The organism is Gulosibacter sp. 10, assembly GCF_900163695.1.
GTDB lineage: Bacteria > Actinomycetota > Actinomycetes > Actinomycetales > Microbacteriaceae > Gulosibacter.
In genome coordinates, this window is sequence record NZ_FUIC01000011.1 from 53,239 (window position 1) to 69,188 (window position 15,950).

Annotated in this window: 12 protein-coding genes and 2 tRNA genes; 9 read left to right on the top strand and 5 right to left on the bottom strand. The window is 70.7% G+C overall.

All coding sequences use genetic code 11. The features are described 5' to 3' along the window. The first annotated feature begins 92 nt into the window (after positions 1 to 92). Positions 93 to 1,142 carry a biotin/lipoate A/B protein ligase family protein gene (locus tag FM112_RS03835; protein WP_087004102.1) on the top strand — a complete coding sequence of 350 codons (1,050 nt, stop codon included), beginning with the start codon at positions 93 to 95 and terminating at the stop codon, positions 1,140 to 1,142. 141 nt (positions 1,143 to 1,283) lie between these two features. On the opposite strand, the gene FM112_RS03840 is transcribed toward FM112_RS03835, so the two are convergent. Continuing rightward, a complete protein-coding gene (locus tag FM112_RS03840) occupies positions 1,284 to 1,928 on the bottom strand; it encodes a PepSY domain-containing protein (RefSeq protein ID WP_087003737.1) in 645 nt (214 codons plus the stop codon). 40 nt (positions 1,929 to 1,968) lie between these two features. Then, positions 1,969 to 2,289 carry a GNAT family N-acetyltransferase gene (locus tag FM112_RS16770; protein WP_176386655.1) on the bottom strand — a complete coding sequence of 107 codons (321 nt, stop codon included), beginning with the start codon at positions 2,287 to 2,289 and terminating at the stop codon, positions 1,969 to 1,971. A gap of 148 nt (positions 2,290 to 2,437) precedes the next feature. On the opposite strand from FM112_RS16770, the gene FM112_RS03850 reads away from it, so the two are divergent. Then, positions 2,438 to 5,197, top strand: coding sequence for a zinc ribbon domain-containing protein (locus FM112_RS03850; RefSeq protein ID WP_176386656.1), 2,760 nt, complete (start codon positions 2,438 to 2,440; stop codon positions 5,195 to 5,197). Positions 5,198 to 5,309: 112 nt separating this feature from the next. On the opposite strand, the gene pgm is transcribed toward FM112_RS03850, so the two are convergent. Beyond that, positions 5,310 to 6,941 (bottom strand): phosphoglucomutase (alpha-D-glucose-1,6-bisphosphate-dependent), encoded by a 1,632-nt coding sequence (pgm, locus tag FM112_RS03855; protein ID WP_087003746.1) that lies wholly within the window; start codon positions 6,939 to 6,941, stop codon positions 5,310 to 5,312. A 97-nt stretch (positions 6,942 to 7,038) separates the two neighbouring features. On the opposite strand from pgm, the gene pheA reads away from it, so the two are divergent. Together pheA and FM112_RS03865 are read left to right on the top strand one after the other, a co-directional pair. Further along, positions 7,039 to 8,004, top strand: coding sequence for a prephenate dehydratase (gene pheA / locus FM112_RS03860; protein WP_087003749.1), 966 nt, complete (start codon positions 7,039 to 7,041; stop codon positions 8,002 to 8,004). A 612-nt stretch (positions 8,005 to 8,616) separates the two neighbouring features. Then, on the top strand, positions 8,617 to 9,528 hold the full coding sequence (locus FM112_RS03865; RefSeq protein WP_140400565.1) for a hypothetical protein: 912 nt from the start codon (positions 8,617 to 8,619) through the stop codon (positions 9,526 to 9,528). A 100-nt stretch (positions 9,529 to 9,628) separates the two neighbouring features. On the opposite strand, the gene FM112_RS03870 is transcribed toward FM112_RS03865, so the two are convergent. Next, positions 9,629 to 10,597: a diacylglycerol kinase family protein gene (locus FM112_RS03870; protein ID WP_087003756.1), complete on the bottom strand. Its 969-nt coding sequence runs from the start codon at positions 10,595 to 10,597 to the stop codon at positions 9,629 to 9,631. Between the two features lie 54 nt (positions 10,598 to 10,651). Here FM112_RS03870 and serS point away from each other — a divergent pair, with 54 nt between their 5' ends. The 5 genes from serS (at position 10,652) to FM112_RS03895 (ending at position 14,505) form a co-directional block, all read left to right on the top strand. Continuing rightward, on the top strand, positions 10,652 to 11,914 hold the full coding sequence (gene serS / locus FM112_RS03875; protein ID WP_087003759.1) for a serine--tRNA ligase: 1,263 nt from the start codon (positions 10,652 to 10,654) through the stop codon (positions 11,912 to 11,914). 28 nt (positions 11,915 to 11,942) lie between these two features. Further along, entirely contained in the window at positions 11,943 to 12,743 is an 801-nt protein-coding gene (locus tag FM112_RS03880; RefSeq protein WP_087003762.1) for an HAD family hydrolase, read from the top strand. Positions 12,744 to 12,891: 148 nt separating this feature from the next. Next, positions 12,892 to 12,979, top strand: a tRNA-Ser gene (locus tag FM112_RS03885). A gap of 46 nt (positions 12,980 to 13,025) precedes the next feature. Continuing rightward, positions 13,026 to 14,336, top strand: a complete 1,311-nt coding sequence (locus tag FM112_RS03890; RefSeq protein ID WP_140400566.1) for an LCP family protein — start codon at positions 13,026 to 13,028, stop codon at positions 14,334 to 14,336. Between the two features lie 75 nt (positions 14,337 to 14,411). Next, positions 14,412 to 14,505 (top strand) — tRNA-Ser (locus FM112_RS03895). Positions 14,506 to 14,587: 82 nt separating this feature from the next. Here the strand turns inward: FM112_RS03895 and FM112_RS03900 are convergent. After that, complete coding sequence (locus FM112_RS03900) at positions 14,588 to 15,838, bottom strand: MFS transporter (RefSeq protein ID WP_254910361.1); 1,251 nt, start codon at positions 15,836 to 15,838, stop codon at positions 14,588 to 14,590. Between the last annotated feature and the right edge of the window lie 112 nt (positions 15,839 to 15,950).

Consider the following 15,950-nt stretch of genomic DNA (forward strand, 5'->3'; position numbering starts at 1 on the left):
CGGGCCGACCGGATCGCCCGCCGGCCCCGATCATCCGAGACGGACCTCCGAGAAGACAGACAAGGAGTCGCACAATGCAAGACAGGCAGGGACTGCACGGGGAGTACAAGGTTCCCGGCGGCAAGCTCGTGGTCATCGATTTCGACGTGGTGGACGGGGCGCTCGCGAACGTCCGGCTCGCCGGCGACTTCTTCCTCGAGCCCGACGACGCCCTCGACGCCGTCAACGCCGGGCTCGAGGGGCTGCCGCAGCAGGCCTCCGCGGAGGAGGTCGTCCGTCGGGTTCGGGAGGCGCTCCCCGAGGACGCGCAGCTGCTCGGCTTCTCGCCCGAGGCGATCGCCGTCGTGGTCCGCCGGGCCATCACCGGGGCGCGCGACTGGCGCGAGTACGACTGGGAGATCCTGCACCCCGGGGCGCTGCCGCCGCGCGTGCACGTGGCGCTCGACCAGGTGCTGACCGAGGAGGTCGGCGCCGGCAGGCGCGGGCCCGCGATCCGCTTCTGGGAGTGGAACGAGGATGCGGCCATCATCGGCTCGTTCCAGTCGTTCAAGAACGAGATCGATCCGGTGGGCGCCGAGAACGAGGGCGTGCAGGTCGTGCGGCGCATCACGGGCGGCGGCGCGATGTTCATGGAGGCCGACTCGGTCGTGACGTACTCGCTGTACGTGCCCGCCGAGCTCGTGGCCGGCATGAGCTTCGCCGAGTCCTACGCCTTCCTTGACCAGTGGGTGCTCGAGGCGCTGCAGGAGATCGGCATCGACGCGAGCTACGAGCCGCTCAACGACATCACCTCGCCGAAGGGCAAGATCGGCGGCGCGGCGCAGAAGCGGCTCGGCTCGGGGGCGCTGCTGCACCATGCGACGCTCTCCTACGACATCGACGCCGACCGGATGCTGCGCGTGCTGCGCATCGGGCGCGAGAAGATGAGCGACAAGGGCACGAAGTCGGCCAAGAAGCGCGTCTCGCCGCTCAAGTCGCAGACCGGCATGGAGCGGCCGGCGATCATCCGCCACCTCATCGACAAGTTCGTCGAGCTGCACGGCGGCGCGCCGGGCGAGGTGAAGGACGAGGAGCTGGAGCGGGCGCGCGAGCTCGCGGAGACGAAGTTCGCGAGCCGGGAGTGGACGCACCGGGTGCCGTAGGGCGCGGCGTCCTGGGCGCGGGCGCTCATCGCCCCGGGACGCGGAGAACCCGCCGGGCTCCGGGCCGCTGGCCGCGGCGGAGATCGGCGGGTTCCGGGAGCGGCGCCGCGGATGGCGGCGCCGGTTCCCTGCCGGTCGTCGCTAGTCGTCGTTGTCGACGGTCACCTCGCCGGTGGCGGCGTCGACGTTGAGGTCGTCGAGGCCGCGGTCCTCGTAGTCGACGTTCCAGACGACGACGCCGTTCTCGGTGTCGAGGTCGACCTCCTCGAGCACGCCGGGCTGGTGCGCGAGCGCGGCGTCGATGGCCTCGAGGATGGTGAGCTGCGCGGCCTCGAGCTCGCGCTGGTCGTCGCCGTCGAGGTCGTCCTCCTCGGCCTCGTCGATGCGGGCCTCGCCGGAGGCGGTCACGTCGATCTCGTACACGGTCGTGCCCTGCGCGACGTCGATGTTGAAGAGCGCGTCGTCGTCATCGTCGCGGTCCAGCGAGAAGGCCACGCCGTCGGCGCCGACGGCCTCCTCGGCCGCGGCGATCGCGGTGGCGTACTCGGCCGAGTCGCCGCCGGAGCCCGCCCCGTCGGCGCTCTCGCCGGTCGCGCCGTCCTCGGTCGGGGCGGCGTCCTCGGTGCTGTTCTGGAAGCCGCCGCCGTCCTGCGGCGCGTCGGCCGCCGGCGCATCCTGCGATGCCGCGGGGTCGCCCTGATCGCCGTTCGAGCAGGCCGCGAGCGAGACGAGCAGCGCGGGGACCGCGACGGAGGAGAGTGCGAGGTTCTGGAGCTTCTTGTTCATGCGAGGGAGCGTATGGACGCTTGATGAGAGGAGGATGAAATCAGCCGCGGGCGCTGAGGAGGTGCGCGTAGTCCGGGTGGTTCTCGACCCACTTCGCGACGTACGAGCAGTCGGGGATCATCGGCATCCGGCTCCACTGGGCGAAATCGTCGAGCGCGAACCGCACGAGCCTGGACGCGACGCCGCCGCCCTGGTGGGCGGAGTCGACCACGGTGTGGTCGAAGTGCACGCCGTCGCCGAGCTCGCGGTAGGTGGTGAACCCCACGATGTCGCCGTCGTAGTGCACGACGTAGCGGTGGTGGCCGGGGTCCTTGGAGAAGTCGTAGTCGGCCTTGGCGGTTTCGGTAGCTGCTTCAGACATGCGGTCATGGTAGGGATCGAACGTGTGGATTCGCTCCGATGCGGCGCCGAACCTTGGCGTGCGCGCAAGCAAACGCGCCGTCGGGCAGGTAAATTTGCCTGAGACGTCCGGCCTCGAGCGGGTCTGTGGCAGCCAAGGAGTGATGAGCATGACGAGATGTCCCCAGTGCGGAGCGGTCGCGAACGCGTCGCAGCGCTTCTGCGGCGAGTGCGGGACGCGGCTGCGCGAAGAGGCCGCGCCCGTCTCTCCGGACGAGCGCAACTCGGTTCCCCGACGTCCGGGCGGGGGCCGCCCGGACCCGTGGGACATCGGCACAGCTGACACCGAGGAGAACGGCGAGGACGACTTCTTCAGCCGCTTCCGCCCCAAGTCGGCGGTCGGGGACGAGGACGTCCCGCCGCCCACGCGCCGCTCCCGCCGGCGCTTCAACTTCGACCTCGACAACACCGTGGAGGCGCCGACGGAGACCGCGCGGACCGAGCCCACGACGCCTCCCTCCGTGCCGCCGCTCTTCCCGCAGCACACCGGCGAGACCGCGGCCCAGCGGCCGCAGGCTCCAAGCGGTGCGCAGGGCCCGCAGCAGCAGGGCCCGCAGCAGCCCAGCCCGCAGACGCCGGGTGCCCGGACGCCGGGCGCGCAGGCCCCCGGATCGCAGCCCTTCGGCGCGCAGGACTCCGGCGCGCGGGGTTCGAGCGGGCAGGGAACTGGCGCGCAGGGTCCTGACGCCCAGGTTCCCGGCGCGAACGCGCCGGCCGGGGATCGCGGCGCTCAGCAGCCGCCCCGGCAGGCCGCGCCGTCCCAGTCGCCGGACAGGCCCGTTCCGACCGCCGGCGCCGCCGGGCCGGGTCCGGCGCAGCAGCCGACGGGTCAGGAACCGCCTCGCCGGCAGCCGCCCCGCCAGGAGCGGCCGCCCCAGCGCGATGCCCCGGCTGACGCGGGCGCGGATGCGCCGACGAGGGCGATGCCGCTGCCGGATGCGAGCGCCGACGAGCCCCGGCGTCAGCCGCGGAGCCCGTTCGCCCAGGACGGGAGCAGCAGCGCATCGTCCGCGACGCCGGCGCGCGGCGAGACGCCGCCGACGCTGCCCGCCGGATGGGCCCAGCCGCAGCCCCAGGTGTCCCCGCGGCAGCAGGCTTCGACCGGAGCGCCGCCTCAGGCCGCGCCGGACGCCTCCGGGCAGGGCCGGAACGCCCAGGGCCAGGCGCCGACGGGTCGGGCACAGGATGCGCAGACGCCGGGCGTTCAGCAGCTCGGCGCGCAGGCTCCGGACGCTCAGCGTCAGGGCCCCCGGAATCAGGGCGCGCAGAACCAGGGAGCTCAGAACCAGGGCGTCCACAACCAGGGTGTCCAGAACCAGCGCGCGCAGGAACAGGGCGCCCGCGGCGCCCAGCCGTCGGCGGCCCAGACCCCTCCCGCATCGAACCGCCCGGCGCAATCCACGCAGCAGCAGCGCCCCCAGCAGGACGCCTCCCGCACGGGGCAGGCCGCGCCCGCCGGCAGCGCGTTCTCGCGGCCCAGGCAGCAGGAGCCCGATTCGGGCGGCGCCGACGACGCGACGTTCACGCAGCTCATCAAGGGGCTCGCCGACGATCCGGCCGACCGGCCGATCGTGGCGCCCGGATTCGACCAGACCGGGATCGTCCCGCTGCCCTCGCGGATGCAGGAGCCGCAGCGGAGCGACGCCGAGAAGCGCGCGCAGAGCCGGGCCGCCGAGTTCTACGGGACGGGCCCCGTCGGCCGCAATCCCGCGGCCGCCGCCGCAGGCGCCGCGGCAGCCGCGACCGGGCCGGGCGAGGCCGGGCAGCGGGGCGACGCCGACGCCGCGGGCGCCGAGCAGCCCCGCCCCGAGAATCCCTTCCTCGCGGCGGCGAGGGCGGCGGAGCAGTCGGAGCAGCGGCCGCCCGAGCGGTCGGGCGGGATGCCCGACCTGCCGCCGATCGCCCCCGCCGAGCCCGTGCCGGGCCCTGCCCCGCAGGGCTCGGCTCCCCGCCCCGAGCCCGAGGCGCCGGAGTTCACCTCGCCGTTCGTGACCGAGGCGACCACGCCCCAGCAGGCGCGGGCCGCCAGGCAGCCGGAGCCCGAGGAGGGCTTCTGGCCCTTCGGCGACGAGTTCCAGCAGGAGCAGAGCGCGCCGCGCCGGTCGGAGCCCCAGGACGATGTCGACGCGCTGTTCGGTGCGGGCACCGGGGCCGTCGGCGGCGGTGGCAGTGTCGGTGGCGGTGGTGCCGGCGGCTTCGGCGGCGGCTCGGGGACGGGCGCCGGCGGAGGCGGAGGCGGGTCCTCGGATGAGGCCTCGACCAAGCGCAACGGCGTGAAGCTCATCCTCATCGCCGCGATCGCCGCGATCGTGATCGTCATCGGGGCCTTCGCGCTTCGACCGCTCTTCGGCGGCGGCGCGGACGAGGCGTCGGAGCCGACCACCGAGCAGACGGAGGAGCAGGGCCAGCAGGGGGATCCGGACGGCGGCGAGACGGACTCCGGCGAGGAGACGCCGGAGCCGACCGAGGACGCGCCGGAGCAGTTCGACCCGGTCGCGTTCCAGTCCGGCTCGGGCAATCTGCGCTGCCAGATCGACCCCGAGAACGGGGCGGTGTGCCAGCTCGTGACCGTCAACTTCACGCCGCCGGCCGAGCAGTGCGAATCCGGCGCGGCTCGGGGGACGACCGTGGGCGTCGGCCAGGAGGGCATCACGTGGCCGTGCCTGACGGGCGACCTGCCGGGCGGCGAGGTGGTCGAGTACGACGTGCCGATCACCGCGGGCGACTACACCTGCTCGATCAACTACACCACCGGCGTGACCTGCGAGAACGGCAAGGGCGACGAGTTCTCCCTCGAGTTCAACAGCGGCGTCGCCACGACCGGGGAGACCGCGGGCGAATCGCAGCCCGAGGTGTCGCCGATCGGCTGACCGCGGAGGGCCCGCCCGCGCCGGCGCAAGGCCGCGGCGAGCGCACGACGAAGGGGCGGCCCGTTCCGAGAACGGGCCGCCCCTTCGCCGCACTGCGCGGGCTATCGGCGCATCACGTCGCGTCGGCCAGGGCCGCGTCCACGATCGCCTTCGCCTCGGCCTGCACGAGCGCGAGGTGGTCCGGGCCGTTGAACGACTCGGCGTAGATCTTGTAAACGTCCTCGGTGCCGGAGGGGCGGGCGGCGAACCAGGCGTTCTCGCTGACGACCTTGACGCCGCCGATCGCGGCGCGGTTGCCGGGGGCCTCCGAGAGCTTGGCGATGATCGGCTCGCCAGCGAGCTCCGTGGCGGCGATGCGCTCGCCCGAGAGCTTCTTGAGCACGGCCTTCTGCGCGGGGGTGGCCGGCGCGTCCACGCGCTGGTAGGCGGGGTTGCCGAACCGCTCGGTGAGCTCCTGGTAGCGGCGCGCGGGCGACTTGCCGGTGACTGCGATGATCTCCGCCGCGAGCAGGGCGAGCAGGATGCCGTCCTTGTCGGTGGTCCACGTGGTGCCGTCGAACTGCTGGAAGGACGCCCCCGCGGACTCCTCGCCGCCGAACAGGATGGAGCCGTCGGTAAGGCCGGGCACGAACCACTTGAAGCCCACCGGCACCTCGGCGAGAGTGCGGCCGAGCGAGTCGACCACGCGGTCGATCATCGAGCTCGAGACGAGGGTCTTGCCGATGCCGGCGCCCTTCGACCACTCGGGGCGGTGCGTCGCGAGGTAGTCGATCGCCACCGCCAGGTAGTGGTTCGGATTCATGAGGCCCCCGCTGGGCGTCACGATGCCGTGCCGGTCGGCGTCGGCGTCGTTGCCCGTGAGGACGTCGTAGTCGTCCTTGCGCTCGAGCACCGAGGCCATCGCGGCGGGGGAGGAGGGGTCCATGCGGATGCGGCCGTCCCAGTCGAGGGTCATGAAGGGCCAGCGCGGGTCGACCTTCGGGTTCACGACGGTGAGGTCGATGCCGTAGGTGTCGGCAATGAGCTGCCAGTACTCGGCGCTCGAGCCGCCGAGGGGGTCGGCGCCGATGCGCACGCCCGCGCGCTGGATCGCCTCGAAGTCGATCACCTTCGCGAGGTCCTGCACGTACTTCTCGCGGAAGTCGTAGAAGCCGATGCGCCCGTCGGAGTTGACCTGCTTGACGCCCTCGAGGCCGGCGGCGATGAGCTCGTTCGCGCGGTTCTCGATCCAGCTGGTCGCGTCAGTGTCGGCGGGGCCGCCGTGCGGCGGGTTGTACTTGATGCCGCCGTCCTCGGGAGGGTTGTGGCTCGGTGTGATGATGATGCCGTCGGCGAGCTCGACGTTGTCGCGATTGCGGTTGTACGCGATGATCGCCCGCGAGAGGGCGGGCGTGGGTACCCAGGAGCCGCGCGAGTCGGCGAGCACCTTGACGCCGTTGCCGGCGAGCACGTCGAAGGCGCTCTTCTCGGCGGGGTCGCTCAGGGCGTGCGTATCGCGGCCGATGAAGAGGGGGCCGCGGATGCCCTGGCCCGCGCGGTACTCGCAGACGGCCTGCGTGATGGCCACGATGTGCGCCTCGTTGAACGAGCTCTTGAAGCTCGAGCCGCGGTGGCCGGAGGTGCCGAAGGCAACCCGCTGAGCAGGGTCCGAGACATCCGGGATATTTCGGTAGTACGCGCCGACGAGTTGGTCGACATCGATCAGGTCATTCGGGACGGCGACAGTGCCTGCTCTCTCGTGCATAACAGGATTTTGCCAAGGTTCGTTGAGTGCTGGCTGGTGGGCGGGCGGCGCCGGCGAGCGGGCGGGAGCGGCGCGGATGCGCAATAGACTTGGCGCCATGAGCCTTCCCGAGCAGCAGGACCAGCACGTCGACGCGACCGAGGCGGCGCGCACCATCTCGTTCCTGGGGCCGGCCGGTACCTTCACGGAGTCCGCGCTCAAGCTCGCGCCCGAGGCGGAGGGGAAGCTCTGGAAGCCCGTCACCAACGTGCTCGAGGCGCTGATGGACGTGCAGACCGGGCGCTCCTACGCCGCGATGATCGCGGTGGAGAACTCGGTGGAGGGCGGGGTGACGGCCTCGCAGGATGCGCTGTCGACTATGGACCGGCTGCGGATCATCGGCGAGTACGTCGTGCCGATCCGGTTCATGCTGGCCGTGCGGCCCGGGGTGGAGCTGGCGCAGGTGCGGCGGGTGGCGGCGCATCCGGTCGCCTACGGCCAGTGCCGCCGCTGGCTGCACCGCGAGCTGCCGCGGCACGAGCACGTCCCCGCGGCGTCGAACGTGGCGAGCGCGCAGATGCTGCTCGAGGAGCAGCCGGAAGCGGAGGCGGCGATCACGCCGCCGACGATCCGCGACCACGTGGATGTGGAGATCGCGGCGGAGGACATCCAGGACAGCATGATCGCGCGCACGCGCTTCGTGCTCGTGACCACGCGCACGGACCTGCCGCCGCGCACCGGCCGGGACAAGACCTCGGTGATCGTGGCGCTGCCGGAGGACCGGCCGGGCGCGCTGCTGTCGATGCTCGAGCAGTTCGCGGCCCGCGGCATCAACCTCTCGATGATCACCTCGCGGCCGATCCCGGAGCAGCCGGGGCAGTACCGCTTCGTCATCGACATCGACGGGCATCTCGAGGATGCGCGGGTGACGGATGCGCTGCTCGGCCTGCGCCGCTACTGCCCGGCCGTGAAGTTCCTCGGCTCGTACCCGCGCGCGGTGGCCACCTCGGTGCCGATCGACCCGGCTTATTCCGACGAGAACTACGAGCAGGCGCGGGCCTGGCTCGACGGCCTCGTGCAGTAGCCGCCCGTGCGGTAGGCAGGAGAGCCGGGCGGCCGGTGCCCGGTCGGCGCTCCGCGGTAGGGCGGTGAAGGGCATCCGCCCGAGACGCGACCGCTGCGTCGTCGATCGACCGCGCGCTCGGCGCGCGTCTCGTGTTGTCCGGTCCTTAGACCGTGGTCCAGGAGAAGCGGGCCGGACTGCACCACGGGGTAATGCGTGCACGCAGCATGCTTGATGACATTGCCGCATGATGATGGACAGGCGGCTCGACGAGCGGTTCCCGGGTGCAAAGGGGGTGATGCCCGGGGACGGTCGTACGCGCCGAGCACCGTGCAGCGCCCGGCGGGGACGATCCGACGAGGGGTCCCGTCGCGGGGCGCTACCTGGTCTTGGGCGGCGCCGAGGGCGCGGGGAACATCTCGGGCGTGACGCCTTCGAGCAGCTCGTCGGGCTCGGTTTCGAGGAATCTTCCGCTCTTTCGGTTGCCCGGCGTCGTCAGCCGTGGACGAAGCCGTCTGGGTGACGCGATCTTCGCGCTGGAGCAGTAGCAGTGCCGCAATGCGGACCACCGCGCGGACTCACCATCTGACATCCCTCGAACAGACCAGCACACAGCAGAGAAAGGCCCTTTTCATGACCACCACCCGTTCTAGACTCGCCGCCGTGCTCGCCCTCTCGATGGGCGGCGTCGGCCTCCTTGCCGGCTGCGGTGCGCAGGAGTCTCCCGACACTGCGAACGCGACCGGGGAGCAGCCTGACGCGGCCACCACGACGGCGTGGGAATTCCCCAGTGGCGAAGTCGCGCCGAGCGACGACGTGACCATCGCGATCCCCGACGACCTCCGCGAGGCGATAGGCGGCGAAGCGGATGCCCTGCTGATCAATAGCGTGCGTGTCACTCCGCATGACATCGATGGCTTCGAACTCTGCGCTGCTGATCTGGAAATGGACTATGCCGAGGGTGGGCTCGAGACGCTCCAAGCCGGATATATTGATGAGAACGACAAAATCTTCGATGACCTTCAATGGCTGGACGAATTGATGAGCGATTTGGAATGGGATATGGAGAGAACGTGGCTCACGGCGCTTGAAGAAGGGGCTGACCGCATGACCGAAGAGCAGAAGGACCAGTTCCATAGTTTGATGACCGACTGGGATCGAGCTGGTCTTTGGGAGCTGGCTAACGAAATGACGTTTGAGCTTGAGTCTGGCTATACGGCTGTCGTCTATAATTTGCTTAACGGGAACTACGAGATGGCCAAGACTCAGGACGAGTTCAGTGAATCAGACCCGCAAAATGGGTATTACGTGTCGGATGACCTGTCCTTGATTACCGTAGTCACGAGCTGCGCGGAATCATCCGAGGGTCAAGATGCAGCTTTCGAATTCGAATTCCGCGAGTCCGACGCCGACAATCCGGAGATGGTCGCGGGATCCCCTTTCGCCACCGTGGAGATCACCGTCATGCAGTCGGGCACGATCGGGGTGTCCGGCGAGATCGCCGACTACTCTCGCGACGCGGAGGGAAACTGGACGGCGAACTGACGCCGATCCCATTCCCGTGACCAGGAGACGGCCCGGCGAGGGTGCCGACCGCCGCGAGTCCTCGCGGTAGCGGGCGACATCCTCGTCGGGCGCGGAGCAGTCACGCCACCCGCACCGTGAGCGCCTCGGGGATCGCCGAGAAGTGCGCGGCGGTGATCGCGCCCGCGGTGTCGCCGTCGACCTCGAAGGCCTGCGGGCCGGTGTCCAGGCGGAAGGTGAATTCCGCGTCCTGGTAGTAGTTCAGGATGCGGCGCCGCCCCTCCACCGCGTCGCGCGAGCGCAGCCGTGAGACGCGGAACTGCTTGGCGATGCCGCGGGCCACGATGCCCGCGCCGACCATCGACCAGCCGATCGGGCCGTGCGGCCGCATGATGATCATGTCGAGCCGGCCGTCGTCGATGCGCGCCTCCGGCAGCAGCCGCATCCCGCCCTGCAGCAGCCCGCAGTTGCCGACCATGAGCGTGGCCGCGCGGGTACCCCACGAGCGCCCCGAGCCCACCCGGTAGCGGCCGCGGAACGCATCGCCCGCGAGCAGCCACTTCGCGATGCCGCCGATGTACGCCGGCCACCCGATCCGCTCCTTGAGGGTGTCGTCGGTGTGCTCGATCATCCCCGCGTCGATGCCGAACCCCGCGATCACCGCGAACACGAAGGAATCGCGCCCGCCGTCCTCGCGCTCCACGTCGGCCCGGGCGAGGTCGATGCGGCGGTCCCGGCCCCCGAAGGCGATGCTCAGCGCATCCCGTGCGCCGTACTCGGCGATGCCGAGGTTGCGGGCGAGCAGATTGCCGGTGCCGGCGGGCACGACCGCGAACGGGACGTCCGCCTCGGCTTCCACGAGCTGCTCGGCGACGAGTCGGACCGTGCCGTCGCCCCCGGCGGCGATCACCAGCTCGGCGCCCCGCTCGAGCGCCTCGCGGGTCTGCCCCGCGCCGGCGTCCTCGACCGTGGTCTCGAGGACCAGCGTCGGCTCCCAGCCGTGCCGCCGCTCCACGATCGGGAGCACCCTGCGCACCTCGTCGAGGTCGATCCTCGTCGGATTGGCGATGATGGCAGCGCGCGGCGTCATACCCGCAGCCTAGTGCGGGGCGCCTGTGTCGTATCCGGCCGCTACCATGGCGGTGTGATCGACGTTCAGCTTCTCCGTGACCAGCCCGACCTCGTCAAGCGTTCGCAGGAGGCGCGCGGCAACGATCCCGCGACCGTCGACGCGGCGGTCGCCGCCGACGCCGCGAGGCGCGAGGCGCTGCAGCGCTTCGAGACGCTGCGCGCCGAGCAGAACGCCAAGTCGAAGGAGATCGGCAAGGCCTCCAAGGAGGAGCGCCCGGCGCTGCTCGCCTCGGTGCAGGAGCTCGCGGCGCAGGTGAAGGAGGCGCAGGCCGCCGCCGGCGATGCCGAGGAGGCGTTCGCCGCCGCCGTCATGAAGATCGAGAACATCGTGCTCGAGGGCGTTCCCGCCGGCGGCGAGGACGACTTCGTCGTGCTGCGCCACGAGGGCGAGAAGCCCGAGTTCGACTTCGAGGTGCGCGACCACCTGGAGCTCGGCGAGCTGCTCGGCGCGATCGACATGGCTCGCGGCGCGAAGGTCTCGGGCACCCGCTTCAGCTTCCTCCGCGGCATCGGCGCCCAGCTCGAGCTCGCCGTCATGCAGCTCGGCCTGCAGAAGGCGCTGTCGAACGGGTTCGTCATGCTCACCCCGCCGACCCTGGTCAAGCCGGAGGTGATGCGCGGCACCGGCTTCCTCGGCGAGCACGCCGACGAGGTCTACAACCTGCCCGCCGACGACCTCTACCTCACGGGCACGAGCGAGGTGGCGCTCGCGGGCTACCACTCCGACGAGATCGTGGACGTGGCCGAGCCGCTCCGCTACGTCGGCTGGTCCACCTGCTACCGCCGCGAAGCCGGTTCGGCGGGCAAGGACACCCGCGGCATCATCCGCACGCACCAGTTCAACAAGGTCGAGATGTTCGTCTACACCGACCCGGCCGAGGCCGAGGCCGAGCACGAGCGGCTCCTCGGCTGGCAGGAGGAGATGATGCGGGCGCTCGGGCTGCACTACCGGGTGATCGACACCGCGGCCGGCGACCTCGGCTCCTCGGCGGCCCGCAAGTACGACATCGAGGCGTGGATCCCCACCCAGGGCACCTACCGCGAGCTCACATCGACCTCGAACTGCACGACCTTTCAGGCGCGCCGACTCGCCGTCCGCGCCCGCCGCGAGGGCGGCAAGCCCGCCCCGGTGGCGACGCTCAACGGCACCATCGCGACCACGCGCTGGCTCGTCGCGGTGCTCGAGACGCATCAGCAGGCCGACGGCTCGGTGGTGGTGCCCGAGGCGCTGCGCCCCTACCTCGGCGGCCGCGAAGTGCTGCGGCCCGAGCACTAGACAGTCAGGAGACGGATTCGCCTTGTCCATGGACCGGACGCTCATCGCCCTCGACATCGACGGCACGATCCTCGACGTGGACGGCGAGATCCCCGAGGCCACGCACCGCGAGGTGCGCCGCCTCGAGGACGCCGGGCACGTCGTCATGCTCGCCACGGGCCGATCGGCCCGCCACACGCTCCCGGTGCGCGAGCGCCTGGGCATCGACCCGCGCTTCGTCGTCTCGGCCAACGGGGCGATGACGCTCGAGCGCAACGGCAGCGGCGACTATGCGGCGAAGTGGGTCGAGACCTTCGACCCCTCCGAGACGCTGCAGCGGCTCCGCGGCGTGCTCGAGGGCGCGCATTTCGCGGTGGAGGGATCGGACGGCGTCTACCGCTTCTCGGGGCAGTTCCCGGACGGCACGTTCGAGGCGCAGGGCATCGAGGTCCCCTTCGACGAGCTCGCCGCGACGCCCGTCACACGACTGGTCGTGGTGTCGCCCGACCAGAGCACCGAGGAGTTCCTCCTCAACGTCGAGAAGTCGGGCCTCCACCAGGTGAGCTACTCGGTGGGATGGACGAACTGGCTCGACATCGCGCCCCAGGGCGTCAACAAGGGCACCGCGCTCGAACGCGTGCGCGCGGCCCTCGACATCCCCCGGGAGCGCGTGGTGGTGGCGGGCGACGGACGGAACGACATCGAGATGCTCGAATGGGCCGGCGCGGGCGGCGGCCGAGGGGTCGTGATGGGCAATGCGCCGCAGGAGGTCATCGACGCGGGGACCGAGCTCGCGGACGACTTCTACCACGACGGCCTGGCCGGGGCGCTCGCGCAGATCCGGGGCTGATTCCGGCCCGGTCGGCTCAGGGATCTCCCTGCAACTTCCCTGCATCCTCGGGCACAATTCGGGAATGTTGCTTGTTCGACGTGCAGGGGGTCGTCCGCTACGATTGTCCGCAGCCGGGTAGGTTCGTTATCGAATCGTTGCTCGGCGGGGAGGGCTGTCCGAGCGGCCGATGGAGCTGGTCTTGAAAACCAGTGGGCAGCAATGTCCCGTGGGTTCGAATCCCACGCCCTCCGCCACGTTGCCCAGAGCAATGGCCCTATTCACCGACCTTGAGGACCCTACGTGCCCCGTCGCTCCGCACAGCAACTGAACGGCCGAGCGCGGCCCGGTGGGACCGTCGCGCGGCACGGCCGGCTGCGGACGACGAGCGCCGCGCGCTCGATCGGCAAGGGCATCGCCATGTCGCTCGGCGTGCTGCTCGTGTCGGTGGTGGCGTTCGGCGGCATCGTGTGGAGCAACCTCCAGAGCGGCGTCGAGACCTTCGACCTCGCCGACAACTCCCCCGAGACCGAGACGGGCGACATCTTCGAGGGCGGCGTGAACATCCTGCTCGTGGGCAGCGACTCGCGCGCCGACGAGGAGGGCAACATCAAGCCGGGGCAGTCCGAGGGCACGCTCAACGACGTGAACATGATCTTCCATCTGGCGGAGGACCACTCGAGCGCCACCGTGGTCTCGATCCCGCGAGACACCATCGTGAACCGCCCGCAGTGCACCTCTGACGAGGGCGAGGAGATGGGCGCGCAGGACAGCGTCCAGATCAACTCGATCCTCGACAACGGCGGCGTGAACTGCATCGTCAGCACCGTCGAGGGCATGAGCGGCATCGACATCCAGTACGCCGCGATGATCGGCTTCAACGGCGTGATCGAGATGTCGAACGCCGTGGGCGGCGTGGACGTCTGCGTCGAGAACCCCATCGAGGACTCGTACTCCGACCTCTACCTCGACGCGGGCATGCACTCGCTCCAGGGCGAGGAGGCGCTCAAGTTCCTCCGCACCCGCCACGGCGTCGGCGACGGCTCCGACCTCGCGCGCATCAACAACCAGCAGATCTTCCTCTCGGCGCTCCTGCGGAAGGTGAAGGAGAACGACACCCTCACGAACCCGACCAAGGTCTACGGCCTCGCCCGGGCGGCGACGCAGAACATGGTGCTGTCGAGCAACCTCAACAGCGTGGACACGCTCGTGAGCCTGGCGAATGCCCTCGCGAAGGTGCCGCTCGACCAGTTCTCGTTCGTGCGCCTGCCGGTGGTGGACTCGCAGTGGCAGCCGGGTCGGGTCGAGCCCGCCTATCCTGCCGCCGATGAGATGTGGCAGCTGATCGACAGCGACCAGCCGCTCAACGTCGGGGAGGACGGCACCGCCGAGGAGTCCGAGGGCGAGGCGACCGAGGCCCCCGACGAGTCCGGCGATACCGGCGTCGAGGGCGAGACCGGCGTGGAGGGGGATACCGGGACCGATACGGGTGTTCCCGATGACTCCGCGGGCGCCGAGGAGGCGCAGCCGACGGAGACACCGACGCCCGCCCCGAACCTCGACGGGCAGCGCGCGGACGAGGAATCCTGCTCGGCCGGCACCGGCTTCTTCTGATCGGCAGGCCTGCCGGCTCGGCCGCCCCCGCTGGGCTGACAGCGAGTCGCCCGACCGTGTACACTCGTCAGGTCTGGACACGTCGCATAGTCAGGCCGAGTGCACCACCCTGCTAAGGTGGAGTCCCTCGTTAGGGGGACCGAGGGTTCAAATCCCTCCGTGTCCGCCAGACGAAGCCCCGAGGAACGCCTCGGGGCTTCTTGGTTTTCCCGGTCGTGATGGTGGCGCGGCGTCGGAGGAGAGGCGGCGGCTCATGCCTTGCGCCGCCCCGGCAGCGCGATGATCGCGACGAGGTAGGCCACGGCGTAGAGGCCGCCGACGAGCCCCAGCAGCGCGAGCCAGCCGGCCTGCTGGTAGAAGAGCCCGCCGACGAAGCCGATGACGCTCGAGCCGATGTAGTACCAGAGGTTGTAGAGCGCGGTGGACTGCGCGCGGCCGAACTCGGGGAGCGCCGCGGCCCATCCCGAGGCCACCGAGTGCGAGCCGAAGAAGGCCGCGGTGAACACGATCAGGCCCGCCACGATCGCGATGAGGTTCGGCACCGCCATGATGAGCAGCCCCACGGCCGTGATCGCATCGAACACGAGCTTGACCCGCTTGCGGCCGTACCGGCCCGCGAGCCGTCCGGCGGCGGGGGAGGAGACCGTGCCGGCGAGATAGGCGAGGAACACGAGCGAGGAGACCCACACCGGCAGGAGGAACGGCGCGTCCGTCAGGTGGTAGCCGAGGTAGTTGTAGACGGCGACGAAGCCGCCCATGAGCAGGAACGGCTGGACGTAGAGCGCGACGAGCGCCGGGTTGCGCAGATGCGCCCACGCGTTGCGCAGCGTCATGCGCATCGAGGCGCCGATGGAGTTGTCCGAGCCCATCGGCGTGAACCCCTGCGGCCTCGGTGACAGCACGATGAAGAGCACGGAGGCTACGGCCGAGAGCGCGGAGACCGCGAGGAAGCCGAAGTGCCAGGAGCCCGAGAACTCGGCGACCGGGCCGCTGATGAGCCGGCCGGTGAGCCCGCCGATCGTGTTGCCGGCGATGAAGGTGCCGACCGCTGCGGCGGCGTCGAGCTTGTGGATCTCCTCGTTGATGTACGCCATCGCCACGGCGGGCACGCCGCCGAGCGCGATGCCCTCGAGGAACCGCAGCGCCAGCGCCAGCTCGAAGGTGGGCATGAGGGTCGTGAGGATGCCGAGGATGGTGGCGCTCAGCACCGCGATCGAGATCGTGCGCTTGCGGCCGATGCGATCGGCGACGAGCGACCAGGGCACGACGGCGAGGGCGAGGCCGCCGGTGGACATCGAGATCATCAGCGAGGACTCGGCGGTGGTCACGCCGAAGGCCTCGGAGATCTGCGGCAGGATCGCCTGCGGCGCGTAGAGCTGCGCGAACGTCGCGATCCCCGCGAGCATCATCGTGATCTGGATGCGCAGGTACGGGGTCGATCCGCGGCGGTGCCCGATCCAGGTGGTGCCTGTGTCTGAGAAGCCGGGATCGTGGATCGTCACGGTTCTACGATAGGCCCGGTCGCGGCGCCCCGCTGGTGACGATCCGACCGGCGGGAGAGCTGATTTGCACGGGATTTCCATTCACGCTATGCTTGCTCAGTCGCCAGCACGG